A 24,944-nucleotide genomic window follows, 5' to 3' on the forward strand; every position below is an offset into this window, starting at 1 on the left:
CCGCCGACTACCGCGCAAACCTCATCACCGTCATGGCCAAGCGCGCCGTCGCAAAACTCAAAACCTGAAACCCCGAAACCCTCAAACAGACCCACATCCCAAACAAAACACCCCGCCGGAAAAAAAACGGCGGGGTGCTCGTGTTGAAGGCGTCAATGTTCGGTTGGATCAGGCCGCAGCGACATCGCTGAGGAACCTGTCGATCTGACCGCGCAACTGGCGGGTCTTCTCGCCGACATCGCCGGAGGCGACCAGCACCATGTCGGCCGAGGCATTGGTCTCGGCGACCGCATTGGCCAACTCGCCCATGTTGCTGGTGACCGACGTCGTGCCTTCGGCCGCGTTCTGGACGTTGCGCGAGATCTCGTTGGTCGCCGCGCCCTGCTGCTCGACGGCCGCGGCGATGGCGGAGGTGTAGCTGTCGACCTCCTGCATCGTCTGGGTGATCGCGGCGATCGCTTCCACGGCCTCCTTGGTCTCGCCCTGGATCGCGGCGATCTGGGCACCGATCTCCTCGGTCGCCTTGGAGGTCTGGTTGGCGAGCTCCTTGACCTCGGCGGCGACGACGGCGAAGCCCTTGCCGGCCTCGCCCGCCCGCGCCGCCTCGATGGTGGCGTTGAGGGCGAGCAGGTTGGTCTGTTCGGCGATCGCCTGGATCAGGGTCACCACCTCGCCGATCTTGTTGGCGGCGGCGGCAAGGCCGGCGACCTTCTCGTTGGTCTGACGGGTGCCCTGGGTCGCCTGGTTGACGACTTCGGTGGTCTGGCCGACCTGCCGGGCGATCTCGGCGATCGACGCGGCGAGTTCCTCGGCCGCCGTCGCGACGCTTTCCACGTTCTGGGTGGCCGCGCCGCTGGCCCGGGTGGTTTCTTCGGCGCGCCCGGCGCTTTCGCTGGCGATGCGGGTGAGATCGCGGGCCGTCGCCTCCATCCCGGCGGCGGTGTCGCCGACCGAGCTCAGCAATTCCTGCACCTGAGCGCGGAAGGAACCGATCAGCTCGTCGACGCGGGCCTGCCGGGCGGCAGCGGCTTGCTGCTCGCGCTCCTGCTCGGCCCGCATGCGGGCACGCTCGCGGGCATTGTCGCGGAACACCTCGACCGTCCGGCTCATGGCGCCGATTTCGTCGCCGCGCTCCGTGCCGTCGATCTCGACATCGGTATCGCCCTCGGCAAGGCGCCCCATGACCGCGGTCAGGCGGCGCGTCGGGCGGGTGATGGCGAGCGACAGAACGATGGCGACGGCGACGCCGAGGCCGACGACACTGGCCAGGGTCACCACGATGGTCCAGAAGCTGGCAGCGCCTGAATTGGCGGCCCGATCAGCCTGCTCGCTGGCGAGCGAGGTGATCTGGCGGCGCATGTCGGCAGTGACGCTGGCCAGTTCTCCCGAGGAGGTGCGAACCGCGCCAAGGCTGTTGAGCATATTCTCGAAGGAGTTGCGGTAGCTGTCGATCTCGGCCTGTGCGAGCTGCACCTTTTCGGCCACTTCCGGGAACTGGCTGGCCGATGCGGCAAGCGTGCCGGCGACGAAGCTCAGTTCGGAAATGTCGCGCAGCACGCTGTCGGCCTCGATGGTGCCGAAGCCGGACATGAAACCGAGGGTCGTCGCCTTGACGTTCAGCGCCTGCTTGGACAGGTCGCTGGCATTGGCGGAGACCAGATCGACCTTGATCAAGGCGATGTCGCGGGCCTGGACTTCCTGCTGGACGGCGTCGATCGCCTTGTAGGCGGAGGTCTGGACGTCCTTCGCAGCGAGGACGATGTCCTCCAGCGTCTTGTTGATCTGTGCCCGCAGCCGGTGAACATCGGCGAAGGACGTGGTCCCGGCAAGCAGGGTGAACTGCTCCTGCAGTTCGGTGGCGCGGCCCGCCAGCAGCTCGACGCTGGCCTGGTCGACGCCGTCGACGCGGGCGTTGGTCAGGGCACGGGCATTGTCGCCAAGCTTTCCGGCTTCCGCGATCGCTTCTTCCAGCAGGCCCGACGTCGTCGAGGTGGTCGAACGCAGGAACAGGTATTGGGTGCGCAGCGCTTCCTCGCGCAGCGCCACGACGAAGCGGATGATGTCATCCGCCTTCCGCCGGGTTGCTGCGGCGCGCAGGCTTTCGCGCTTGGCATCGCGCCGGACGATCTGCATGTCGCCGTTGATCTGATTGGACAGATCACCGAGGCGGGCGATGGACGCCGCCAGTTCACCGGACAGCTCCTGCTGGCGGCCGATCTCCGAGCCGACATTGGCAAAGTTGCTGCGCATCACGGAAACGGATTGGATCGCCGCGTCAACCGCACGGCCGGCGGCCGCATCGCCTGCGACGGAGGCGCGCAGCGCTTCCAACTGGCGGGCCAGAGCGCCGACCTCGGCCTCCATCTTCGTAGCGTCTTCCGTCTGGCGGCTCTGGAGGAACGTCTCCCGCGCCGCCGAAACTTCCTGCAGGCTGGCGACAACGCCAGTTGCGATTCGTGACGTGTCCATCTGCTGCGTCAGGCCGCCGATGGCCATCGTGCCGACACCGCCGAGTACGGCTGCAAGAAGCAGCACGATTGCAAAGCCACCACCGATCTTGGCGGCAAATCCGAGATTGCCAATCAGGCCCAACAGCCGGGACATCAATAATCCTCCACACCCGTTCGTTGTGGAACCCTAGGCAGCCGTCCGTGAATCTTCGGTAAAATCATGGGGAATTTTTTCCAGAAAACAACCTAAGCGATTCCAGAGGCTTGAACAGAAGCGGCGCGCCCGGTCGGGGCGCGCCGCACATCATCGGATACAATCGTCGGCAGGTCCGGCGGAGCTCCGACAAACGACTCAGGCAGCGGCCACGCGGCTGAGGAACCTGTCGATTTCATGCCTGAGGGCATCGGTGTTGCGGCTCATGGCGCCTGAGGCGTCGAGGACGTTGTCGGCGGCTGAGGAGGTGCTGTCGACGGTATTGGCGAGCAACTCCATGTTGCGGGTGACGGCGCCGGTGCCCTCGGCCGCCTGCTGGACCGAGCGGGAGATGTCGCTGGTTGCGGCGCCCTGCTGCTCGACGGCGGAGGCGATCGATGCGGTGTAGCCGTTGACGTCCTGCATGATCTGGGCGATCTCGCCGATGGCGGCGACGGCCTCGCCGGTCGAGCCCTGGATGGCGGCGATCTGGGCGCCGATCTCCTCGGTCGCCTTGGAGGTCTGGGTGGCGAGCTCCTTGACCTCGGCGGCGACGACGGCGAAGCCCTTGCCGGCCTCGCCCGCCCGCGCCGCCTCGATGGTGGCGTTGAGCGCCAAGAGGTTGGTCTGTTCGGCGATCGCCTGGATCAGGGAGACGACCTCGCCGATCTTGTTGGCGGCGGCGGCAAGGCCGGCGACCTTCTCGTTGGTCTGGCGGGTGCCCTGGGTCGCCTGATCGACGACCTGGGTGGTTTGGCCGACCTGCCGGGAGATCTCGGCGATGGAGGCGGAGAGTTCCTCGGCGGCGCTGGCGACGGTCTGGACGCTGTCGGTGGCGATCGAGCTTGCCTGGGTGGTCTCGCTGGCGCGCTCGGCGCTTTCCTGGGCCGAGGAGGAGAGCGCCCGCGCGGTCTCGTCCAGCCCGCTCGCCGTCGCGCTCACCGTCCCGATCAGCGTCTGCACCTTGTCCCGGAAATCCGCGATCAGGGCTTCCATCTCGCTTTGGCGGCGATGGCTCTCGCTGGCGGACGCTTCGCGCTCTGCGGCGAGGCCCTGACGCTCGATCGCCCGCGCTTTCAGCACATCGATGGCGCCGCTGAGCTGGCCGATCTCGTCCTTGCGGTCCGTATAGGGAACCTCCACCGCCAGATCGTCATCTGCGATGCGATGAGCCACTTCGGAAAGCTGCGGGATCGGCTTCAGCAGACGGCGGGTCAGCAGGGCCATGCCGCCGACGGCGAGAACGAGGATGGGCAAAAAGGCGATCATCATCTGGCTGGTGACCGAGTCCATCAGCGCATTGATCGTCGACTTGCGCACGCCGGCATAGAGGATGCCGGTGATGTCGCCGCCCGGCGCATAGATCGGCTCATAGATCGTGTAATAGGGCGTTCCCAGGATCACCGCCTCGCCGCGGAAGGTCCGGCCTTGGGTGACGATCGGATAGACCGCGCCGGTCTTGCCGAGCGGCGTGCCGACGGCCCGATCTCCATCCGGCTTGATGACATTGGTGGTCTTGCGCCAGAAGTCGCGGCTCTCCGGATCCCATTTGAACACGGTGACCGTTTCGCCAGTCATGCGCCCGATCGTATCGATCATCGTGTGGTCGGAAACCTCGTCGGGAATACTCTCCATGACCACGCGACTGACATTGCCGTCCGATCCCCAGGTCACGGAGGTGCCCGGCATGTCGCGGCCGACGATCGTCGCGGCAATCCGCAGGCTCGCGTCCTGGCGAGTCACGGCGTCATGGGTGATCCGATCGGCGATGACCAGGTAGATGACGGTTGCGACAGTTCCCAGAGCAAGCACCACCGTAAGCGCTGCCGCCATCGAGACGATTGAAACCAGGTTGAGTCGCGAGAGCAGGGTCATGGTTTGTCTTCCTCTTTGCGGAGTTCTTCCGCGTAAATTCATCAGTATTATTGCTTGTTGTAAAAGTGTAAAATTGTGGTTACCGGAGGAATTTCTTGTTTATATCAGTTTTAAGCGAAGAGAGAATTTGTCCTGCGCGAGGATTTCGACGCAAGGCTCAGTATCGATCATGTCTTGCTGGCAATGCCAGACCGGAACCCGGGGGATCCGCCAGGCCGATTGCCGGCAGCGGATTTTTGGGCGCGTTTCCTGGTAGGGTATAGGTCAATCTGACTAACTCTTGGTAAACTTCAGGTGGAGATGGAGTTTCATTTGTAATTTCCTGCGAGTTTCGCTGGCGCTTGGGGGCATTTCTTGCCGTATTTTCGATATATTGAACATTGCCGGCGGACGAAATTCTGGAAGGCTGGTCGATCCTTGCAAGGCCAGCCGTGCGTGGCGGAATGATTGCCGCGTATGTTGCAGGGATGAGCGCGGCACATGTTGCGCCTGTCCTTGGCTCTTGTGCCGGGCAGCGTGTGCGGGCACTGAAGGAGAGCCGCGACATGAGACCCGGCGGTGACGGCGCCGGCTCGCCGAGGGGCAGCCATGCGCAGCAGCTTTCGACGCAACGGGTTTGCATCGCACCGGACTGTCCCATATGTAGTGTCGAAAATTCAACTTTATGAGAAAGGCCGGTCGATGAGGCCGGTCGGGACCCGCCGTGATCGTCTGTTCCTGCAATGTCCTGACGGACAAGGAGTTACGCAAGGCCGCGCGCGAACTGCAGTCCGGGCCCGACCGCGTGGTCGTGACGCCGGGTGCGGTGTTTCGCGCGCTCGGCAAGCGCCCGCGTTGCGGTAGCTGTTTCAGCACCGTCATACCGATCATTCACGAGGAAGCACCGGCGGACAAGGATACGTCGTCGACAGCGGGGAAGAGCAGCGATGAAGGGTGATGCCAGGGTAATCGACTATCTCAACAAGGCGCTGCGGCACGAATTGACCGCCGTCAACCAGTACTGGCTGCATCACCGCATGCTCGACGACTGGGGCTATGCAAAGCTGGCTGCGAAGGAACTCGAGGAGTCGATGGAGGAGCGGGCGCATGCCGACCGGCTCATCGCGCGGATCCTCTTTCTCGGCGGCTTTCCGAACATGCAGAGCCTCGACCCGCTGCGCGTCGGCCAGTCGCTGAAGGATGTGATGGAAGCGGATCTTGCAGGTGAGTATTCTGCAAGGGCGTTGTACAAGGAGGCGCGCGAGGTCTCGCTGGCTGCGGGTGACTACGTTTCCAAGCTGTTGTTCGAGGACCTTCTGGCCGATGAGGAGGCGCATATCGACTATCTGGAGACGCAGCTCCAGTTGATCGAGCAGATCGGCATCGAGCGCTATGGGCTGCTGCAGTCGGAGGCCGCCGACGCGGTCGGCTGATCGGTGGCGGAGGGGCTGCCGAAGTCCAGCACCGGCCCGGCGGCTGCCTCCGCATCGGTCCGGTCATGAGTGACGAGTAATACCGGCAGGCCGCGCGCGCGCGCCTTGTCGAAGACGAGCCTGCGGATCTGGTCGCGCAGCGCCGCATCGAGGCGGGAGAACGGTTCGTCCAGCAGGAGCGCTCGTGGCCGCGATTCCAGCACCCGCATCAAGGCGACTCGCGCCTTCTGGCCGCCGGACAGGGTGGTGGGGTCACGCGCCTCGAAGCCGGCAAGCTCTACATCGGCAAGCGCTTTGGCAACCGCCTCCCGTCGCCGCTCGCGGCCGCGCAGATCTGCGGGCAGGGCGAAGGCGATGTTCTCGCCAACGCTCATATGCGGAAACAGCAATGGGTCCTGGAACAGCAGCCCGAGGCGTCGCCGATGCGGCGGCAGGCGGGTGAGGTCGAGGGGGCCGGACAGCACCCGTCCCTGCGCGCTGAAGGCCGGGTCGAGGAAACCGGCCGCATAGGCGAGCAGGGTCGATTTGCCGATGCCGGAGGGTCCCATCACCGTCAGCACCTCGCCGGGCGAGATCTTCCGGTCGAGAGCGATCAACGCGAGCCCGGCAAGCACGATGCGGACCTGGTCGAAAACGAGGGCATCGGTCATGCAGCGGCCTCGCCGTCAGCGCGTCGGCGATGGGCGACGCCGGGGATCGCCGCCGCGAGCAGGAAGGCGGCGAAGGGCAGCAGCATCTGCAGCAGGCCATAGAGGCCGATGAGTTGCCGGTTGCCGCCGGCGGCGAGCGCCACCGCTTCCGTCGTCACCGTCGACACCCGGCCGCCGCCGATCAACAGGGTCGGCAGGTATTGCGCAACGGAAACGGCGAAGCCGAGTGCGGCCGCCGTCGCCACCGCCTTGCGTGCGAGCGGCAGCCTCACCCGCCAGAAGCTGCGGGCCGGCGAGGCGCCGAGGGCACTGGCCATATGGCCGTAGCGCGGATCGACCGCGCGCCAGGGATCGGACAGCGCCAGAAAGACGTAAGGCAGGACGAAGACCATGTGGCCGAGTGCGACCGCAAGGAGCGTATCGTGCAGCCCGGCCATCAGGAACAGGATCTGGAGCCCGAACAGGAAGGCGATCTGCGGGACGATCAGGGGCAGATAGAGCAGTGGCAGCGAACGATGCTGAACCGCCCGCCCCTCGCGCGTCTCGTTCTCCAGGCAGGCAAGGGCGAGCACGACGGCAACTGCGATGACCGGCAGGGCGATGGCGAGCGTCGTGGCGATGGCATCGCCTGCTGCCTGTCCGTGCGCCGTCCAGGCGCGAAAGGTCAGGTGATGGGGCAGCGTATCGGGAAAGCGCCAGGGGCCGGCCACCGACCACAGGGCCAGCAGTGCAAGGCCGGCAAGCGTCGCGGCGGCCAGCAGCGCCATCGCGCTTCCCGACAGGGCGGGGGTCAGACGTTCCGCCGCACTGCGCCGTCCCCCCTCGATCCAGCGGCGGCCGAGCATCGCGGCAAGCCGCTCGCCGCAGATCCACAGGACGATGGCGAAAAGGCTGAGGCCAAGCTGTGCCAATGCGCCGGCCGAAGCCATGAAGCGCAGCGACAGATCGGGATCGTTCATCCATCCGGTCAGCCGCACGGCGAGCGGCGGCGGCGTGGTCGGCCCGAGGATCAGCGCCACATCGACGACGGAGGTGGCATAGGCAAGGACGGCAAAGACCGGCAAACGGATCTGCGGATAGACGCGTGGCAAGACGGTGGTCAGCCAGCCGGCGACGGGCGCATAGCCAAGGCTTGCCGCCACCCTCCGGCTGCGCAGGGGATCGGCCTGCGGCAGGGCGGCAAGGAGCATCAGGAACAGGAACGGGATCTCCTTCGCCATCAGGCCGAGCGTCATCGTCAGCCCAAGCGGGTCGCCGACAATCAGCAGGTCCGGCGGGCGCTGGAGGCCGGTGGCCCAGGGCGACAGCAGTCGCATGACAAAGCCTGAGGGGGTGATGAGGAAGGCAAGGCCGAAGGCGGCGGCGGCATGCGGCACCGCCATCAGCGGCGAGAGCAGCCGGCGCAGCAGCCGGAAGAAGCGGCTGCCTTCGAAGGCGGCGGTGAACAGCACCGCGACCGTGAAGGCGCCGAGCGTCGCGGCAAGGCCGGTGCCGAGCGAGAGCAGCGCGGACTGGCCGATGCCGGGCTGGCCGAGCAGCAGGCGCAGCGGCTCCAGCGACATCGCGGTGCCGCCGAGCGCCGGCACATAACCGGCCGCCGGCAGCAGGGTTCCGAAGAGCCCGGCCGCAACCGGCCCCAGCATCAGGGCAAGCGTGAGCGCCGGGGCGAGCTTCAGCATATGTGCTGCGCCCGCCGCTCTGCGCGTCGCGCGGTCACTGCGAGGCGTAGCGGGCCGTCCAGGCGCGCTCCAGTTCGACCATCCAACTGGCATGCGGCTCGTCGATCACCGGCCCGAGCTCCTCCGGCGACAGGGTGGCGATGCCGAGATCGAGCGCGTTGAAGCGCTCCCGCTCAGCCGTCTCCAGCCGCTCCACCGCGAGCACGGTCGGATCGCCCCAGATCGCCGGATCCTGCTTGCGCGCCTGGGCTTCGGGCGACAGCAGGAAGTTGGCGAGGACAAGGGCGCCGGCCTTGGCGCTGGCATTGAACGGAATGGCGACGAAATGAGCGTTGCCGATGGTGCCGCCGTCCAGCACGAAGGTGCGCACGGTGTCCGGCAGTTCGCCGGCGGCGATGGCCGCGGAGGCGCCGGCGGGATTGAAGGTGAAGGCGATGTCGATCTCGCTGTCGGCCAGCAACTGGCGCAGGGCCGGCTGGTTCTGCGGGAAGGATCGACCCTGCCGCCACATGTTCGGATGCAGGTCGTCGAGATAGGCGAAGAGCGGGGCGACATCGGCCTCGAAAGTTGCCGGGTCGACGGGGCGGGACAATTTGTCGGGGTCGGCGATGGTGGTGGCGAGCACCTGCTTCAGGAAGGTCGAGCCATGGAAGTTCGGCGGCTGCGGATAGGTGAAGCGTCCGGGATTGGCTTTCGCATACTCGGCGAAGGCGGCGAGCGTCTTCGGCGGCTCGGGCAGCGTCGCCGTGTCGTGCATGAAGACGAGCTTGGCCATGCCCCAGGGACTTTCCAGCCCGTCCGTCGGTTCGGTGAAATCGGTCACCACCGCCGGCTTGTTCTCCACATCGACGAGCGGCCAGTTGGGGAGCTTCGTTGCCCAGCCCGGCGTCATCAGCAGGCCCGACTGCTTCAGCGACAGGAAATTCTCGCCGTTGATCCACACGAGATCGACAGCGCCGCCGCTGTCCTTGCCGGCCGCCTTCTCGGCGACGATGCGGGCGACCACATTGGCGGTGTCGTCCACCTTCACCTGTTCCACGGTGATGCCGTGCCGCTGCTTCACCTGCTCGCCGGCCCAGGCGATATAGGCGTTGATGCGCGGCTCCCCGCCCCAGGCGTGGAAGTAAACGGTCTGCCCCTTCGCCTGCGCCAGCACCTCGTTCCAGGCGGCCGGGTCGACGGCCTCCGCGGCGCGGCCCGTTGCGACCGTCAGCGGCAGGGCGAGCGTGGCGGCCAGCAGGGCGCCGCGCATCAGCCGCGGCAGCAGGCGAGTGTCGGTCATGTGGAGTCCCCCTTCCCGTTTCGCATTGTGTCGCAAGCCCCTGCAATGACGGTCAACACACGGCTTCGTGACGCTGTTGCCGCTGCCGTGTTCGTCCGCATCGCGCCTAGAGCGGCAGGACATGCGTGTCCTTGACCTCTTCCATCACCGCGTAGGTGTGCGTCTCGCGCACGCCGGGAAGATCGAGGACGGCGTCGGCCAGCAGCTTGCGATAGGCCGCCATGTCGGAGACGCGCGCCTTGACCAGATAGTCGAAGCCGCCGGCGACCATATGGCATTCCAGCACCTGCGGCACCCGCTTCACCGCCCGCGCGAAGGCGTCGAACACGTCCGGCGTCGTCCGGTCGAGCTTGACCTGGAGAAACACCAGCAGCCCCTGGCCGAGGCGGAGCGGATCGAGTTCGGCGGAAAAGCGCAGGATATATCCCTCGCGGAGCAGCCGCTTCATCCGTTCCGCCGTCGCGGTGGGGGAGAGGTTGACCTTTGCGGCGAGATCCGTCGTGGTGATGCGGCCGTCGACCTGAAGCACTTCGAGGATGCGGCGGTCGATGCGGTCTAGACCCGTGGATTGCACGGCAGTTTCGGATTTCACAGGAAAAATTCCATTATGATTGCCAATCTTTGCCGAAATTCACGGCGTATCCGGCAGTATAATACGAAAATCTCCGAAGAACGAGGCTTGTTCGGGGAGTGGAGCGGCAGGTCGCAGGATCCGCCGCGAGCGTATGCCTTCGATCTGGAGTCGTCATGACCTCTGCCCCGGAACGCGCGCCCGCCGCGCTGTCTCAGACCGATCTTTCTCCGTTCCGCGCTCCCTTCGCGCCCTCCGACGACAGCGCCGTTCGCGGTCTTCTGGGCAAGATCGCCTTCGACGAGGCGACCGAGGCGCGGATCGACGACATCGCCTCCGGCTACATCCAGTCGATCCGCTCGGCGATCGGCGGTCTCGGCGGCGTCGAGGACTTCCTGCGCGAATACGGATTGTCGACCCGCGAGGGATTGGCGCTGATGGTGCTGGCCGAAGCGCTGCTGCGCGTGCCGGACGCGGTGACCGCCGACAAGCTGATCGAGGACAAGCTGGCCGCCGCCCGCTTCGACGAATCGGAAGGGGGCGCATCCGACACCTGGCTGGTCTCCGCCTCCTCCTGGGCGCTGGGCGTCACCTCCCGCTTGCTGCATCCGGGCGAGCAGCCCAATACGATCCTTGCCGCCCTGGTCAAGCGCATGGGCATGCCGGCGGTGCGCGCAGCGACGCGCCAGGCGATGCGCATCCTCGGCCACCAATTCGTGCTCGGAGAGACCATCAAGGGCGCCCTGTCACGGGCGAAGGGGCAGGAAGCCAAGGGCTACCGCTACTCCTACGACATGCTGGGTGAGGGCGCCCGCACCGCCGGCGATGCCGAGCGCTACTTCCGCTCCTATGCGGATGCGATCGAGGCGATTGGCGCGGCGGCCGGCAAGGGCGAACTGCCCGCCCGCCCGGGCATTTCCGTCAAGCTCTCGGCGCTGCATCCGCGCTATGAGGCGGTCAAGGGTACGCGCGTGCGCGACGAACTAGTGCCGCAGTTGCTCAAGCTCGCCCAGGCGGCCAAGCGCCACAATCTCAACTTCACGGTCGACGCGGAGGAAGCCGACCGGCTGGAGATCTCGCTCGACATCTTCGCCGCCGTTGCGGCCGATCCCTCGCTTGCCGGCTGGGACGGTTTCGGTCTTGCCATCCAGGCCTACCAGAAGCGGGCGCTCGCCGCCGTCAACTGGATCATCGGTCTCGCCGAGAGGCTCGATCGCCGCTTCATGGTGCGTCTCGTCAAGGGCGCCTACTGGGATACCGAGATCAAGCGCGCGCAGGAGCGCGGGCTGGAGGACTTCCCGGTCTTCACCCGCAAGGCGGCAACGGACCTCTCCTATCTCGCCTGCGCCGGGGCGCTGCTCGGCGCGCGAGCCCGCATCTATCCGCAATTCGCCACCCACAACGCGCTGTCGGTCGCGCAGATCATCGCCATGGCCGGCAACGAGGGCGGCTTCGAGTTCCAGCGCCTGCACGGCATGGGCGAGAGCCTCTACAAGGCCGTGACCGAGCGCGACGGGCATCCCTGCCGCATCTATGCGCCCGTCGGCGGCCATCGCGATCTGCTGGCCTACCTGGTTCGCCGCCTGCTGGAAAACGGCGCCAACTCGTCCTTCGTCTCGGCGGTGGGCGATGCTTCCGTGCCGATCTCGCGGCTGCTTGCCCGCCCGCACGATCTGCTGACCGGAGGCACCCGCGCCTGCAATCCGAAGATCCCGCTGCCGGCCGCGCTTTATGGGGAAAGCCGCAACAACTCGAAAGGCCTGGAGTTCGGCCTTGCCCGCGACCGCTCGCGGCTGGTCGAGGAGATGGCGAAGGCGCCTCGTATGGTCGAGGGGGCGGGCCCGCTTTATCCGGGCGTGGAGGCGCGCGGTAAGGAGCGCTCGGTCCTGTCGCCGATCGATGGCGCGACCCATGTCGGCTCCGTGCGCGAGGCGACGCCCGACGACGTCTCGGCGATGTTCGACGCGGGCCTCAAGGGCTTTGCGCGCTGGTCGCGCACGCCTGTCGACCAGCGGGCGGCGGCCATCGCCCGGCTTGGCGACCTGCTGGAGGCGGAGACGCCGCGGCTGATGGCGCTGCTCGCCCGCGAGGCCGGCAAGACCCTGCCCGACGGCCTTGCCGAGGTGCGCGAGGCGGTCGACTTCTGCCGCTACTACGCCGCCGAGGCGGTGAAGCAGTTTGGCGAAGGCACCTTGATGCCCGGACCGACCGGCGAGGAAAACCGCTACCGCCTGCGCGGGCGCGGCGTCTTCGTCTGCGTCTCGCCGTGGAATTTCCCGCTGGCGATCTTCCTCGGACAGATCACCGCGGCGCTGCTGGCCGGCAATGCGGTGATCGCCAAGCCGGCCGAGCAGACGCCGCTGATCGCTTTCGAGGCGGCAAAGCTGATCCATGCCGCCGGCGTGCCGGAGGATGTGTTCCTGCTGGCGCCCGGCGGGCGCGAACTGGGCGCGGCGCTGGTCGCCGAGCCGCGCGTTGCCGGCGTCGCCTTCACCGGCTCGACCGAAACGGCCTGGGCGATCAACCGGACGCTCGCGGCCAAACGCGGTCCCATCGTGCCGCTGATCGCCGAGACGGGCGGCATCAACGCCATGCTGGTCGACGCGACGGCGCTGCCGGAGCAGGTCTGCGACGACGTGATGATGTCGGCCTTCCGCTCCGCCGGCCAGCGCTGCTCGGCGCTTCGCCTGCTCTACCTGCAGGAGGACGTGGCCGACAAGCAGCTCGAGATGCTGAAGGGCGCGGCGAGCGAATTGTCGCTCGGCGATCCGGCGGATCCGGCCACCGACATCGGCCCGGTGATCGACCTCGATGCTCGCGACCGTCTGCTGTCGCATGTGGGGGAGATGCGCCGCACCCAGAAGCTGCTCTATGCGGGTGAGGCGCCCGGCGGGGCGTTGGCGCGTGGGACCTGGGTGGCGCCGCATATCGTGGAGCTCGATCGGCCCGATGCACTGACCAAGGAGACTTTCGGCCCGATCCTGCATGTGGTGCGCTACAAGGCATCCGACCTGCCGAAGATGCTGGAGACCATCGCCGCGACCGGCTACGGCCTGACGCTCGGCGTGCACAGCCGCATCGACGCGACGGTGGCGGCCGTGGTCGACCGGTTGTCGGTCGGCAATGTCTATGTCAACCGCAACACCATCGGCGCGGTGGTCGGCACCCAGCCCTTCGGCGGCTCCGGCCTGTCCGGCACCGGTCCGAAGGCCGGCGGCCCGGCCTATCTCGGCCGCTTCGCGCTGGAGCAGGTCGTCTCGATCAACACGGCGGCGGCCGGCGGCAATGCCAGCCTGATCGCCATGGCCGAGGAAGACTGAGGCCTACTTTACGGACTGCCGGGCCGAGCGCTTGCTACCTGCGCGGCTTGGCCCGGTTGGTCGCCGGGGCGGAAAGCGGATCGTCCGGCCAGGGGTGCTTGGGGTAGCGGCCCTTCATCTCGGCCTTTACCGCTGCCCAGGAGCCGCGCCAGAAGCCGGGCAGGTCGCGGGTGATCTGGATCGGCCGGTGGGCCGGCGACAGCAGTTCCAGGATCAGCGGCACGCTGCCCCCCGCAATCGCCGGATGCCGGTCGAGGCCGAAGAGTTCCTGCACCCGGATGGGCAGCGTCGGCCCTTCCTCGCGGTCGTAGTCGATCGGGACATGCGAGCCGGACGGGGCGGCGAAATGGGTCGGCAGCAAGCGGTCGAGCTCGCCCAGCCGGTGCTGCGGCAGCAGGGCGGCGAGCGCATTGCCCAGCATCTCGGCATCGAGCGCGGAGGCGCTGCGCAGGCCCGCGAGATAGGGGCCGAGCCAAACGTCCATCGTTTCGCTCAAGGCATCGTCGCCAAGATCCGGCCAGGCCTCGGCCTCGACAGCCGGCAATAGCCCCCGCAAAGTCACGACGCGGGCGCGCAGGGCCGCCTGGGCCTTGCTCCAGGGCAGGGCGCGGGCGCCGCGTGTCTTGAGGAAGGCAAGGAGAGCTGCGGCGACGGCATCCGGATCGGGATTGGGCTCGACAGCTTCGCACAGCACCAGCCGGCGATAGCGGCGCAGCCGCCGTGCTCGCACAGAGCCCGAGGCCTCGCAGGCGACCTGCACCTCGTCCTCGATCTCGCCGGCGAAAAGCTGCTCGATCTCCTCGCGCGTGATTGGAGCGCCGAGCAGGATGCGGCCGCGCGCGGCATTGCCCTGCAGGTCGGCGACGACGAGGAACGGCTCGCGCGCCAGCGGATCGGCCTCGTCGACGCGCCCGCCCCGGCCATTGGCCATGCGGAAACCGCCGTGCCCGTCCTGCGCCTGCGCCACCCGGTCGGGATAGGCGAGCGCCAGCAGCCTGCCGGCCGCTTCCGTGTCGCCTGCTGCCATCGAAGTCGTCTTCGCGCTCGGCCCCTTGTCGATCAGCGATTGCCAGCGCTGGGCCATGCCGCGCGCGGCTGTGCTGCGCGGATCGCGGGCGCGGCGAAAATCCATCAGGCGGTGGCGAAGATCCGCCGAGCGCCCGCCGAGTCCTTGTTCGGAGAGCAGGGCCGCGATCTCGCAAGCAAGCCGGCCCTCTCCCGTTTTCGCCGCCCGCACCAGCATATGCGCAAGCCGAGGCGCCAGCGGCAGCGCGCGCATGCGCTCGCCCTCCGCCGTCAGCCGCCCCGTGCCGTCGAGCGCTTCGAGCCGCTGCAACAGGGCGACTGCCTCGTTCCAGGCGGCCGCCGGCGGCTGGTCGGGAAAGCGCAAGGCGGCCGGATCGCTGACGCCCCAGGCGGCAAGGTCGAGCGCCAGGCTGGAGAGGTCCGCCTCCAGGATTTCGGGCCTGTCGTTGGCGGGCAGCGAGGCGGTCTGCGCCTCGTCCCACAGCCGGTAGCAGATGCCCGGCTCCATGCGCCCGGCGCGGCCGCGCCGCTGGTCGGCAGCGGCGCGCGAGGCCCGTACGGTCGCAAGCCGGGTGAGACCGGTCGCAGGCTCATGGACCGGCACGCGGGCAAGGCCGCTGTCGATGACGACCCGCACGCCCTCGATGGTCAGCGAGGTCTGGGCGATTGAGGTGGCCAGCACCACCTTGCGCCGGCCGCTCTGCGCCGGGCGAATGGCGGCATTCTGTTCGGCGCCGGTGAGGGCGCCGTAGAGCGGAGCAAGGTCGGTATCGGCCGGCAGGTGCGGGCCGAGCATGTCCGCGGCACGGCGGATCTCGCCCTGTCCGGGCAGGAAGGCGAGGATCGAGCCGATCTCCTCCGCCAGCGCCTTGCGCACCGCACTTGCCACTTGAGCTGCAATGTCGCGGTCGGCGTCGCGTCCGAGATAGCGGGTCTCGACCGGAAAGCTGCGTCCCTCGCAATGGATCACCGGCACGCCGCCGAGATGGCTGGCGACGCCTGCCGCATCGATGGTCGCCGACATCGGCACGATGCGCAGGTCCTCGCGCAGCGCCCCTTGCGCATCGAGGGCGAGCGCAAGGCCGAGATCGCCGTCCAGCGAGCGCTCGTGAAACTCGTCGAAGAGGATGCAGGCAATGCCCGCAAGCTCGGGATCCTCGAGGATCATCCGGGTGAAGACGCCTTCGGTGACCACTTCGATGCGCGTCCGGGCGGAGACTTTCGTCTCCAGCCGCACCCTGAGGCCGACCCGTCCGCCGACCTCCTCGCCAAGCAGCGACGCCATCCGGGCAGCCGCCGCGCGGGCCGCGAGCCGGCGGGGCTCCAGCACGATGATGCGCCCGTCGCCGCGCCATGTCGCATTGAGCAGGGCCAGCGGCACCACCGTCGTCTTGCCGGCGCCGGGTTCGGCCACCAGCACGCAGGCGGTATGCGCTTCCAGTACGGCGAGCAGATCCGGCAGCACCGCATCGATGGGAAGCGGTGGCCGCGTTGCGGCAGCCTCGCTCATTGCGGTGTCGCGGCGGAGCCCATGGCGTCGTCGGCGCTCCAGTGCCGTCCGGCAAGCTCGACGGCAAACAGCGTCGGGGTGCGGGCGAAGCTTGCAAGCCCCTCCAGCGCCGGGTTGCTATGGCGCACCAGGAAGGTCGGGATCGAGGCAAGCAGCGCCGAATGCGGAGCCTTCGCCTCGAACGAGGCGCGGAAGGCGGGATGCGCCAGATAGGTGTCGATGCGGCCGGGAATGCCGCCGCCGAGGAAGACGCCGCCACGCGCGAGGAAGGTGAGGGCGAAGTCGCCGGCCACCCGCCCCAGCGCCCGCACGAAGATGTCCATGGTGCGCAGGGCGATCTCGTCGCCGCCGTCGGCCGCCTCGGTCACGTCGCTGGGCCGCTCGAAGGCGCGGTGGGTCGCGGCTTCCGCCGCCACGGCCCGCGACAGGCGCAGCAGGCCGGCACCGCTGATGATACGCTCGGCACCGATGCGCCCCTCCTGCCGCTCGATATGCGGCCAGACCCGATAGTCCGTCTCGGAGACGGGACCGAGTTCCATGTGGCCGCCTTCGCCCGGGATCGGGACCCAGGTGCCGGCGGTATGGATCATGGCCGCCGCGCCGAGGCCGGTGCCCGGCCCCAGCACCACCTTGGCGCCGTTCGCCTGCGCCGTTCCGCCGCCGATCTGGCGGATGTCGTCGCCGGCAAGACCGGGCAGGGCCAGGGCCTGCGCCTCGAAGTCGTTGAGCACCACGACACTTTCCAGGCCGAGCCGGCGGATCAACTCGCGCGGCTCGATCACCCAGTCCGCATTGGTCATGGGAATGCGGTCGCCGGTGACCGGCCCCGCCACCGCGAGCACGGCCGTGCGCGGCATGACGGATGTGTGGTCGAGCACGGTGGCGATCGCCGCCTCGGCAAGGCCGGGGAAATCGGCGGTCGGCACAGAGCCGTAGACCTTCGTCGCGGCATGGGTGTCGGTGACGATCGCGAAGCGGGCATTGGTGCCGCCGATATCGGCGACCAGCACGGGAAAGCGGAAACCGCGAAGGCTGGGCGGGGAAAGGGTCATCAGGCCTGGGGGAAGATTTCGGGAGTGGTCGATGTTGTCGGAAGGCCGGCAAGACGCGCGGAGCGCAGCAGGATCTCGGCCGTTGCCCGGTTCAGCGCCATCGGGATGTTGTAGACGAGGGCGAGGCGCATCAGCGCCTTGACGTCGACATCATGCGGCATGGGCGACAAGGGATCGACGAGGAAGATGAGCCCTTGCAGCCGACCTTCCGCGATCATCGCGCCGATCTGCTGGTCGCCGCCGAGCGGGCCGCTCTTCAGCCGCTCGATCACCAGGCTCGGACAGACCTCGAGAATGCGCCCGCCGGTGGTCCCGGTCGCCACCAGGCGGAAGGAGCCAAGCTTGTCCTCATGCGCCTTGGCAAAGGCGACCATCTCGTCCTTGCGGGCATCATGGGCGACCAGCGCCAGCGACGGCTTGGCGGGACGTGTGTCGGGCAAGGGGCTCGCGGTTCCGGTCAAGGCGATCCTGCGTGGTCTCTGGCGGTGGCGGACAAGCGGATACGGATCCTGAGCCTAGTGTGGTGAATTTGAAATACGCCTCATTTTGACAGCACACCCAGAGCGTATTTCAAATTCGAAAGCCACACTAGAAACATAAACTTGCTAGTCATCCTTTTGAATCTGAAGTTCGTACGGAGCATGCCATGAACTGTGACGAACTTCAGATTCGGATGACTAGGATGTACCCGCTTACGCGCCGGGTTGAAAGCCGCTCCTTGCAAGGGGGCGTCAACCGGCCGGAGCTGTTCAATCATAGAGCCCGCAATTGACCGGCTTGCGGCTGCTTGCCCGGTGCACGAGCGGCCGCTCCGGCATCAGCCCCGCGATCTCCAGCACCAGCTTCATGCGGATCGCATCGGCAAACTGCTCGCGCGAGCGCACCGGTATGGAGAAATGCCCGGGTCCGCCGATCACGCAGTCCTCATAATAGTGGTCGACGTTCAGCATGGCCTGCCAGGTGTCGCGATCCGCCTTCAGCATTAGCGGCAGTCCGTTGATGGTGATGCCGGCGGCGATCGCCTGATCGCGGAAGATGCTGACCTTGCCGCCCTGGTTGTTGGGACCATCGCCGGAAATGTCGATGACCTTGCGCAGGCCCTGATAGTCGCTCGTTGCCATCATCGCGACGGAATGAGCGATGGCGGCGGAGATCGAGGTTCTCTGGCTTTGCCGCAAGGGGGCTTCGGCGATCTTCGCGGCGAAGGCCGCCGCCGAGGCGTGGTCGCTGATCACGGACCAGTCCGCGACGATGAACTGGTCGCTGGCGCTGCCCCATTCCATATAGGCGATGGCGATGCGCCCGGTCGGCCCATAGCGGATGGCGTCGACGACCTCGGGCGAGGTCAGGGCCGCCACATAACCGGCCCGCTGGATCTCCTGCTCTTCCTTGTCCATCGACTGGGAAATGTCGACGGCCAGCACGAGTTCGACGTCGACCTCGCGCTCGGGATCGTAGCCGTATCCGAAGACGGAGGCGTTGCCGGCAGCGGCCGCCGGATTGGCGAGAGCCATGACGCAGACGATCCAGCCGGCGAGCACGTGACGCGTTCCGGCGATGCGGGCAGGCAGGGTCTGTCCTGCCTTCGGGGAGAGAACTGGCACGCACATGGTCGAAACTCCTTCAACCGGTGAAGGGCTCCTGCCTTGTCCGACGCTCCTCGTTCGTGCCTTATCTCGCGTCCGTTCCCTCTCCCGACCGCAGGTCTGCGGCTTCCTTCCGGCGCTCTGGCGATAACCGGCAATGAGCAAGAGCCGTGCCAGACGCTGCGGAAACCTGGTGTTTTCGCCAAGGGAAACCGTTTTGCCGGGTTGGTTCGCGAGCCGCAATCTGTGCGCCTTGCGAAACTCGATCCCGCTCAGCCGGTTAACGATTCCCTCCGGCGTTCCTCACGCAGGGGGCGCGCAGCGCCCATCACTCGGACAACTGCCCTTCCTTTCGGCAAATAGGGCCATTCTGCAAGAAATCCAGGCAAATCCTGCCGGCGGCCAGGCAGGATTTGCCGGGAAACGAGGAAACTGCCGTCTTCCGCTGCGGCTTGTTGCGAACGTGCTTGACCTTGGTCGGGCGCTCATGCAGTCTGATTGAAAGAAATCTCAAGAGCTGAAGAAATTTTCAGCCACAGGCGAGGGGTCCGGCATTTCGTTCCGACGCGGCAGGTGCCGCGCGGCGGCCGTCCCAGCAGGCGGGGACGACGGGAACGGGCATGCAGGCAGGCGACTGGACAACAGACATGGCGATCCGCGCCGCGTGGATGTCCTTCGTCGGCGGTGCGACGCAGGGCGAGATCGCCACGCGCCTCGGCATTTCGACCGCCAGGGTCCACCGGCTCATCGCCCACGCCCAGAAGACCGGTCTCGTCCGCTTCCAGATCGTCGGCCGTCCATCCGACTGCCTGGAGATCGAGGCGGCACTGGCGGATGCCCATGGCCTGTCCTCCTGCCTGGTCGCTCCGGACATCGGCAACTGCGACGACGCCTCGGCCATCCGCGCGATTGCCGAGGTTGCAGGCCCGCATCTTGCCAGTCTGCTTGGCAATCCCTCGCTCGTCCAGCTTGGCGTCGGCATGGGCCGCACCCTCAAGGCCGCAGTCGAGATGATGCCGCGCATCCAGCGTCCGGATCTCAGCATCGTGTCGATTTCCGGCTCGCTGACCCGCAAGCTCTCCGCCAATCCGTTCGATGTCGTCCAGCAACTGGCCGAGCGCACCGGCGGCGAGGGCTATTACCTGCCCGTCCCCTATCTCGCCGAGAGTGTTGCCGAGCGCGACACGTTCCTCGGCCAGCGCAGCGTGCAGGCGCTGCTGCAGCGGGCCCGCGCCTCGGACCTGTTCGTCATCGGCATCGGCTCGGTCGAGGATGACGGCCATCTCATCAGCCGCGACCTGATCTCGCGCGAGGAGCAGCGCGACCTGATCGCCACCGGCGCGGTCTGCGACCTGATGGGCCGGTTTATCGGTCGCGACGGACGTCTCGTGCCCGCAAAGCTGGGCGACAAGGCCGTCGGACTGCCCTTCGAGGCTGTTCGGGGGGCGCGTATCGTCGCGCTGGCCGGCGGGCTCGGCAAGCTTGAGGCAACGCGCGCCGCCCTGCGCGCGGGGCTGATCACGGACCTGATCGTCGACGAGAACCTGGGGCGAGCCCTGGCCGTCGCGGAAGGAACCAGACAAGCCCGCTCGGCATGAGGCCGGCGGGAAACAGGTGGAGGTAAGTCATGGTGATGAAAAGCGTGATTCTCGGGGCCGCGGCGGCGGTCCTGCTCGCCGGTACGGCGCTGGCTCAGGATATCCAGCCGGCGGTCGTCTATGACCTCGGCGGCAAGTACGACAAGTCCTTCAACGAGGCGGCGTTCATCGGCGCGGAGAAGTTCAAGTCCGAGACCGGCATCGACTATCGCGACTTCGAGATCCAGAACGACAGCCAGCGCGAGCAGGCGCTGCGCAATTTCGCCCGTCGCGGCGCCAATCCGGTGATCGCCATCGGCTTCCTGCATGCCAACGCGCTGGAAAAGGTGGCGGCGGAATTCCCCGACACCAAGTTCGCCATCGTCGACATGGTCGTCGACCTGCCGAACGTCCGCTCGATCCTCTTCAAGGAGCATGAAGGCTCCTACATCGTCGGCAAGCTGGCGGCGATGGCGTCGGAAAGTGGTAAGGTCGGCTTTGTTGGCGGCATGGACATCCAGCTCATCCGCAAGTTCGCCTGCGGCTACAAGCAGGGCGTCAAGGAGACCAACGCCGATACCGAGATCTTCGAGAACATGACCGGCTCGACGGGCGCGGCCTTCAACGACCCGGCCAAGGGTGGCGAGCTTGCCAAGTCGCAGATCGACCGCGGCGCCGACGTGATCTATCACGCCGCCGGTGCCACAGGCCTCGGCGTGCTGCAGGCGACGGCCGATGCCGGCAAGCTCGGTATCGGTGTCGACAGCAACCAGAACGCCCTGCATCCGGGCAAGGTGCTGACCTCCATGCTGAAGCGTGTCGACATTGCTGTCGAGAAGGCCTTCACCGACGCCAAGGACGGCAACTGGACCTCGGGCATCTATTCGCTCGGCTTGGCCGAGGGCGGTGTCGACTGGGCTCTCGACGAGCACAACGAACCGCTGATCACCGACGACATGAAGGCGGCGGTCGACCAGGCCAAGGCCGACATCATCTCCGGCAAGATCGTCGTCCATGACTACATGGCGAGCGAAAGCTGCCCCTTCTGAGGTGACAGGCATGCGCCGCGGGCAGGGCCTGCGGCGCATGCCGCCCCATTTCGGGGCTGGCGATGCGGGACAGCGGTGATGACGCCTATCCTGAAAACGGTTGCGATCCTTGCCCTTGCGGCGGGTCTTGCCGCGACACCCGCGGCGGGTGAGCCGGCGCTCGTCTATTCCGTCGGCGGCAAGTTCGACGGCTCGTTCAACGAAGCCGCCTTCCGTGGCGCCGAGCGGTTTGCCGCCGACACCGGCGAACCCTATCGGGACTTCGAGATTGCTCGCGATGCCGACAGCCTGCAGGCGCTGCGGGGCTTTGCCGCGCGCGGGGCGGAGCCGGTGGTTGCCATTGGCTTCAATCAGGCGGCGGCGGTCGCGGCGGCGGCCAAGGACTATCCGCAAACGAATTTCTCGATCATCGACATGGTGGTCGAGGCACCGAACGTGCGCTCCGTCGTCTTTCGCGAGCATGAGGGCTCTTATATCGCCGGCCTGCTGGCCGCGATGGCGTCGAAAACCGGGACCATCGGCTTCGTCGGCGGCATGGACATCCCGATCATTCGCCGGTTCCTGTGCGGCTACCGCCAGGGAGCGGCATCCGTTTCGCCCGACATACGGGTTCTCTTCAACATGACCGGCGACACGCCGGCGGCCTTTGCCGATCCGGCGCGCGGCGCGGAGCTTGCGCGTGGCCAGATCAAGCGCGGCGCCGATGTCATCATCCAGGCCGCGGGCGGCACCGGCATCGGTGTGCTGCAGGCCGTGGCCGATGCCGGCGTTCTCGGCATCGGCACCGACAGCAATCAGAACGGCCTGCACCCCGGCCACATCCTTACCTCGATCCGCAAGCGCGTCGATGTTGCCGTCTATCGCAACTTCGCCGACACGCAGGCCGGCACATGGAGCGCCGGCCTCGAGGTGCTTGGCCTGGCGGAGGGCGGCATGGACTGGGTGATCGACGACAACAACCGCGCGCTCGTCACCGCGCAGATGGAGGCGGCGGCCGGCGAGGCGGCCGCCAGGATCGCCGACGGCACGATCACCGTGCACGACGCGGTCAGCGACGGGGAGTGTGCGCTGTGAGCGACCAGCTTGCCATCGAACTCGTCGGCGTCGACAAGCGCTTCGGACAGGTCCACGCCAACAAGGACATCCACCTGAAGGTCAAGAAGGGCTCGATCCACGGCATTGTCGGCGAGAACGGTGCCGGCAAGTCGACGCTGATGTCGATCCTCTACGGCTTCTATCACGCCGATTCCGGTGAGATCCGCGTCGACGGCAGGAAGGTCTCCATTCCCTCCAGCCAGGCAGCGATCGCGCTGGGCATCGGCATGGTCCACCAGCACTTCATGCTGGTGGAGAACTTCACCGTGCTTGAGAACGTCATTCTCGGCGCCGAAGGCGGCGCTCTGCTCGCCGGCGGGATGTCGAAGGCCAGGGCTGAGCTGAAGCGCCTTGCCGACGACTACGATCTCAAGGTCGATCCCGACGCGCTGATCGAGGACCTTCCCGTCGGCCTGCAGCAGCGGGTGGAGATCCTCAAGGCGCTGTTCCGCAGCGCCGACATCCTGATCCTGGACGAGCCGACGGGCGTGTTGACCCCGGCGGAAGCCGATCACCTCTTCCGCATTCTCCGCGTGCTGCGCGACGAGGGAAAGACGGTGCTGCTGATCACCCACAAGCTGCGCGAGATCATGGCCGTGACCGACGAGGTCTCCGTCATGCGGCGCGGCGAGATCGTCGCGACGCGGCAGACGTCGAAGACCTCGATGGGCGAGCTTGCCGAACTGATGGTCGGCCGCCGCGTCCTGCTGGAAGTCGAGAAGGGACCGGCCCAGCCCGGCCGTCCGGTTCTGACGGTGGAGAACCTGACGGTGCGCGACGCGCGCGGCGTTGATGTGGTGCGCAATGTCTCGCTGGAGGTGCGCGCCGGCGAGATCGTCGGCATTGCCGGCGTGTCCGGCAACGGCCAGTCCGAACTGCTGGAAGCGATCGCCGGCATCCGCGCGGTGACATCGGGCACCGTCACGGTCGACGGGACCCGGGTGGATCTGACGCAAGGCGGCACGGATCCCGCCGCAATGCGCGGGCTCGGGCTCGCGCATGTGCCGGAAGACCGCCACCGGATGGGACTGGTGACCCGTTTTCCCGAATGCGAGAACGCTATTCTCGGCTATCACCGCGACCCGGCCTATGGGCGCGGTCCCTTCCTCGACTTCGATCGGATCCGCAAGGCGGCGAAGACCGAGATCGAGAAATACGACATCCGCCCGGCCGAATGCATGCTGAAGACCGCCAATTTCTCCGGCGGCAACCAGCAGAAGATCGTGCTGGCGCGCGAAATCGAGCGCGACCCGGTCATCCTGCTCGTCGGCCAGCCGACGCGCGGTGTCGACATCGGCGCCATCGAGTTCATTCACAAGCGTATCGTCGCCCTGCGCGACGCCGGCAAGGGCGTCCTGCTGGTCTCGGTCGAGCTCGACGAGATCCGCGCGCTGGCCGACCGGGTGCTGGTCATGTTCGACGGCAAGGTTGTCGGCGAGCGCGCGCCGGAGACGGCGGAAAGCGAGCTGGGCCTGCTGATGGCGGGCGCCAGCGGACAGGAGGCGGCGGAATGACGGCGGGACAGCTTCCGCGCTGGGTCGATTACGGGCTGATGCCGGCACTCAATGTCGCCGCCGCCTTCCTGGTCTCGGGCCTGGTGGTGCTCTTGATCGGCGAGAATCCGGTCGAGGCGGTCAAGGTCCTGGTCTGGGGCTCGCTCGGCTGGAACGAGGGCATCGGCTTCACCCTGTTCTATGCGACCAATTTCATCTTCACGGGCCTTGCCGTCGCGATTGCCTTCCATGCGGGCCTGTTCAACATCGGCGGCGAGGGGCAGGCCTATCTTGGTGGTCTCGGCGTCGCCCTGGCGTGCCTTGCGCTCGATCGTTATGTGCCGTGGTGGGTGACGCTGCCATTCGCGGTCGCGGGGGCTGCCGCCTTCGGCGCGGCCTGGGCCTTCATCCCGGCGATCCTGCAGGCCAAGCGCGGCAGTCACGTCGTCATCACGACTATCATGTTCAACTTCATCGCCGCCTCGCTGATGGTCTACCTGCTGGTCAACCTTCTGTCGAAACGCGGGTCGATGCAGCCGGAGACCCGCACGTTCGAGAGTGGCGGCCGCCTGCCGCTGCTGCAGGACGTGTTGCCGGGGACCAATTTCGGCTCCGCGCCGGTGAACTTCTCGTTCCTGCTGGCGCTCGCCGCCTGCCTGCTGGTCTGGGTGATCGTCTGGCGGACCCGGCTCGGCTACGAGATCCGCACCTTCGGCGCCAATCCGGTCGCCGCCGTCTATGCCGGAATCTCGCCGCTGCGCATCACCGTGGTCACCATGCTGATGTCCGGCGGTCTTGCCGGCATGATGGCGATCAACGAGATCATGGGCTCCCAGCACCGGCTGCTGATCGAGTTCGTCTCCGGCTACGGCTTCGTCGGCATTGCCGTTGCGCTGATGGGCCGTGCGCATCCTGTCGGCATCGTCTTCGCCGCCATCCTGTTCGGCATGCTCTACCAGGGCGGGGCGGAACTTGCCTTCGAGATGCCGGCGATCACCCGCGACATGATCGTCGTCATCCAGGGTCTGGTGATCCTGTTCGCCGGCGCGCTGGAGCACATGTTCCGCCCGGCGCTGCTGCGCATCTTCGGCGTGCTGGCCGCCCGGCCGGCTCCGGCGGCGTGA

The 24,944-nt window shown here is 67.2% G+C and carries 18 protein-coding genes; 8 read left to right on the forward strand and 10 right to left on the reverse strand.

The annotated features are described in order from the left end of the window. Nucleotides 1–168: 168 nt before the first annotated feature. Nucleotides 169–2,604, reverse strand: a complete 2,436-nt coding sequence (locus TSB10GB4_RS23655) for a methyl-accepting chemotaxis protein (RefSeq protein WP_208984751.1) — start codon at nt 2,602–2,604, stop codon at nt 169–171. A 198-nt stretch (nt 2,605–2,802) separates the two neighbouring features. Beyond that, nucleotides 2,803–4,518: a methyl-accepting chemotaxis protein gene (locus TSB10GB4_RS12730; RefSeq protein ID WP_186396070.1), complete on the reverse strand. Its 1,716-nt coding sequence runs from the start codon at nt 4,516–4,518 to the stop codon at nt 2,803–2,805. A 703-nt stretch (nt 4,519–5,221) separates the two neighbouring features. On the opposite strand from TSB10GB4_RS12730, the gene TSB10GB4_RS12735 reads away from it, so the two are divergent. Together TSB10GB4_RS12735 and bfr are read left to right on the forward strand one after the other, a co-directional pair. Then, on the forward strand, nt 5,222–5,455 hold the full coding sequence (locus TSB10GB4_RS12735) for a bacterioferritin-associated ferredoxin (RefSeq protein WP_186386286.1): 234 nt from the start codon (nt 5,222–5,224) through the stop codon (nt 5,453–5,455). Next, nucleotides 5,445–5,930, forward strand: coding sequence for a bacterioferritin (gene bfr / locus TSB10GB4_RS12740; protein WP_186396071.1), 486 nt, complete (start codon nt 5,445–5,447; stop codon nt 5,928–5,930). The genes TSB10GB4_RS12735 and bfr overlap by 11 nt, the downstream gene beginning before the upstream one ends. On the opposite strand, the gene TSB10GB4_RS12745 is transcribed toward bfr, so the two are convergent. From TSB10GB4_RS12745 to TSB10GB4_RS12760, 4 genes are all read right to left on the reverse strand, one after another. After that, nucleotides 5,888–6,580, reverse strand: a complete 693-nt coding sequence (locus tag TSB10GB4_RS12745) for an ATP-binding cassette domain-containing protein (protein ID WP_186396072.1) — start codon at nt 6,578–6,580, stop codon at nt 5,888–5,890. The genes bfr and TSB10GB4_RS12745 overlap by 43 nt on opposite strands. After that, nucleotides 6,577–8,259, reverse strand: a complete 1,683-nt coding sequence (locus tag TSB10GB4_RS12750) for an ABC transporter permease (RefSeq protein WP_186396073.1) — start codon at nt 8,257–8,259, stop codon at nt 6,577–6,579. The genes TSB10GB4_RS12745 and TSB10GB4_RS12750 overlap by 4 nt, the downstream gene beginning before the upstream one ends. 34 nt (nt 8,260–8,293) lie before the next feature. Then, nucleotides 8,294–9,541: an ABC transporter substrate-binding protein gene (locus tag TSB10GB4_RS12755; protein WP_244570901.1), complete on the reverse strand. Its 1,248-nt coding sequence runs from the start codon at nt 9,539–9,541 to the stop codon at nt 8,294–8,296. A 106-nt stretch (nt 9,542–9,647) separates the two neighbouring features. Beyond that, on the reverse strand, nt 9,648–10,133 hold the full coding sequence (locus tag TSB10GB4_RS12760) for an Lrp/AsnC ligand binding domain-containing protein (RefSeq protein WP_244570902.1): 486 nt from the start codon (nt 10,131–10,133) through the stop codon (nt 9,648–9,650). Between the two features lie 155 nt (nt 10,134–10,288). Between TSB10GB4_RS12760 and putA the strand changes: the two genes are divergently transcribed. Continuing rightward, nucleotides 10,289–13,432 carry a bifunctional proline dehydrogenase/L-glutamate gamma-semialdehyde dehydrogenase PutA gene (gene putA / locus TSB10GB4_RS12765; protein ID WP_186396075.1) on the forward strand — a complete coding sequence of 1,048 codons (3,144 nt, stop codon included), beginning with the start codon at nt 10,289–10,291 and terminating at the stop codon, nt 13,430–13,432. 34 nt (nt 13,433–13,466) lie between these two features. Here putA and hrpB read toward each other — a convergent pair whose 3' ends face one another. The 4 genes from hrpB to TSB10GB4_RS12785 all read right to left on the reverse strand — a co-directional run bounded on the left by hrpB (nt 13,467) and on the right by TSB10GB4_RS12785 (nt 18,630). Beyond that, nucleotides 13,467–15,968 (reverse strand): ATP-dependent helicase HrpB, encoded by a 2,502-nt coding sequence (hrpB, locus tag TSB10GB4_RS12770; RefSeq protein ID WP_186396076.1) that lies wholly within the window; start codon nt 15,966–15,968, stop codon nt 13,467–13,469. Next, nucleotides 15,965–17,020, reverse strand: a complete 1,056-nt coding sequence (gene glk, locus TSB10GB4_RS12775; protein WP_186386280.1) for a glucokinase — start codon at nt 17,018–17,020, stop codon at nt 15,965–15,967. The genes hrpB and glk overlap by 4 nt, the downstream gene beginning before the upstream one ends. Next, on the reverse strand, nt 17,020–17,460 hold the full coding sequence (locus tag TSB10GB4_RS12780; RefSeq protein ID WP_256376577.1) for a methylglyoxal synthase: 441 nt from the start codon (nt 17,458–17,460) through the stop codon (nt 17,020–17,022). The genes glk and TSB10GB4_RS12780 overlap by 1 nt, the downstream gene beginning before the upstream one ends. A 309-nt stretch (nt 17,461–17,769) precedes the next feature. Beyond that, a complete protein-coding gene (locus TSB10GB4_RS12785) occupies nt 17,770–18,630 on the reverse strand; it encodes a DUF1194 domain-containing protein (protein ID WP_208984753.1) in 861 nt (286 codons plus the stop codon). 623 nt (nt 18,631–19,253) lie between these two features. On the opposite strand from TSB10GB4_RS12785, the gene TSB10GB4_RS12790 reads away from it, so the two are divergent. From TSB10GB4_RS12790 to TSB10GB4_RS12810, 5 genes are all read left to right on the forward strand, one after another. Continuing rightward, nucleotides 19,254–20,204: a sugar-binding transcriptional regulator gene (locus TSB10GB4_RS12790; RefSeq protein WP_186386279.1), complete on the forward strand. Its 951-nt coding sequence runs from the start codon at nt 19,254–19,256 to the stop codon at nt 20,202–20,204. 35 nt (nt 20,205–20,239) lie between these two features. Next, nucleotides 20,240–21,232: a BMP family protein gene (locus TSB10GB4_RS12795; RefSeq protein WP_186386290.1), complete on the forward strand. Its 993-nt coding sequence runs from the start codon at nt 20,240–20,242 to the stop codon at nt 21,230–21,232. 78 nt (nt 21,233–21,310) lie between these two features. Next, nucleotides 21,311–22,306, forward strand: coding sequence for a BMP family ABC transporter substrate-binding protein (locus TSB10GB4_RS23835; RefSeq protein ID WP_186396077.1), 996 nt, complete (start codon nt 21,311–21,313; stop codon nt 22,304–22,306). Next, the gene (locus TSB10GB4_RS12805; RefSeq protein WP_186396078.1) at nt 22,303–23,841 is read left to right on the forward strand and encodes an ABC transporter ATP-binding protein; all 1,539 of its coding nucleotides are present in this window, start codon (nt 22,303–22,305) and stop codon (nt 23,839–23,841) included. The genes TSB10GB4_RS23835 and TSB10GB4_RS12805 overlap by 4 nt, the downstream gene beginning before the upstream one ends. Continuing rightward, nucleotides 23,838–24,944, forward strand: coding sequence for an ABC transporter permease (locus TSB10GB4_RS12810; RefSeq protein WP_186386276.1), 1,107 nt, complete (start codon nt 23,838–23,840; stop codon nt 24,942–24,944). The genes TSB10GB4_RS12805 and TSB10GB4_RS12810 overlap by 4 nt, the downstream gene beginning before the upstream one ends.

Source organism: Stappia sp. TSB10GB4, assembly GCF_900185745.1.
Taxonomy (GTDB): domain Bacteria; phylum Pseudomonadota; class Alphaproteobacteria; order Rhizobiales; family Stappiaceae; genus Stappia.

What these genes read in the sequence shown, in the direction of transcription:
- TSB10GB4_RS12745 (WP_186396072.1), bottom strand. Translation starts at nt 6,580, where the DNA reads ATGACCGATGCCCTCGTTTTCGACCAGGTCCGCATCGTGCTTGCCGGG.
- hrpB (WP_186396076.1), bottom strand. Translation starts at nt 15,968, where the DNA reads ATGAGCGAGGCTGCCGCAACGCGGCCACCGCTTCCCATCGATGCGGTG.
- glk (WP_186386280.1), bottom strand. Translation starts at nt 17,020, where the DNA reads ATGACCCTTTCCCCGCCCAGCCTTCGCGGTTTCCGCTTTCCCGTGCTG.
- TSB10GB4_RS12795 (WP_186386290.1), top strand. Translation starts at nt 20,240, where the DNA reads ATGAAAAGCGTGATTCTCGGGGCCGCGGCGGCGGTCCTGCTCGCCGGT.
- TSB10GB4_RS12785 (WP_208984753.1), bottom strand. Translation starts at nt 18,630, where the DNA reads ATGTGCGTGCCAGTTCTCTCCCCGAAGGCAGGACAGACCCTGCCTGCC.
- TSB10GB4_RS23655 (WP_208984751.1), bottom strand. Translation starts at nt 2,604, where the DNA reads ATGTCCCGGCTGTTGGGCCTGATTGGCAATCTCGGATTTGCCGCCAAG.
- TSB10GB4_RS12755 (WP_244570901.1), bottom strand. Translation starts at nt 9,541, where the DNA reads ATGACCGACACTCGCCTGCTGCCGCGGCTGATGCGCGGCGCCCTGCTG.
- bfr (WP_186396071.1), top strand. Translation starts at nt 5,445, where the DNA reads ATGAAGGGTGATGCCAGGGTAATCGACTATCTCAACAAGGCGCTGCGG.
- TSB10GB4_RS23835 (WP_186396077.1), top strand. Translation starts at nt 21,311, where the DNA reads ATGACGCCTATCCTGAAAACGGTTGCGATCCTTGCCCTTGCGGCGGGT.
- putA (WP_186396075.1), top strand. Translation starts at nt 10,289, where the DNA reads ATGACCTCTGCCCCGGAACGCGCGCCCGCCGCGCTGTCTCAGACCGAT.
- TSB10GB4_RS12810 (WP_186386276.1), top strand. Translation starts at nt 23,838, where the DNA reads ATGACGGCGGGACAGCTTCCGCGCTGGGTCGATTACGGGCTGATGCCG.
- TSB10GB4_RS12790 (WP_186386279.1), top strand. Translation starts at nt 19,254, where the DNA reads ATGGCGATCCGCGCCGCGTGGATGTCCTTCGTCGGCGGTGCGACGCAG.
- TSB10GB4_RS12750 (WP_186396073.1), bottom strand. Translation starts at nt 8,259, where the DNA reads ATGCTGAAGCTCGCCCCGGCGCTCACGCTTGCCCTGATGCTGGGGCCG.
- TSB10GB4_RS12730 (WP_186396070.1), bottom strand. Translation starts at nt 4,518, where the DNA reads ATGACCCTGCTCTCGCGACTCAACCTGGTTTCAATCGTCTCGATGGCG.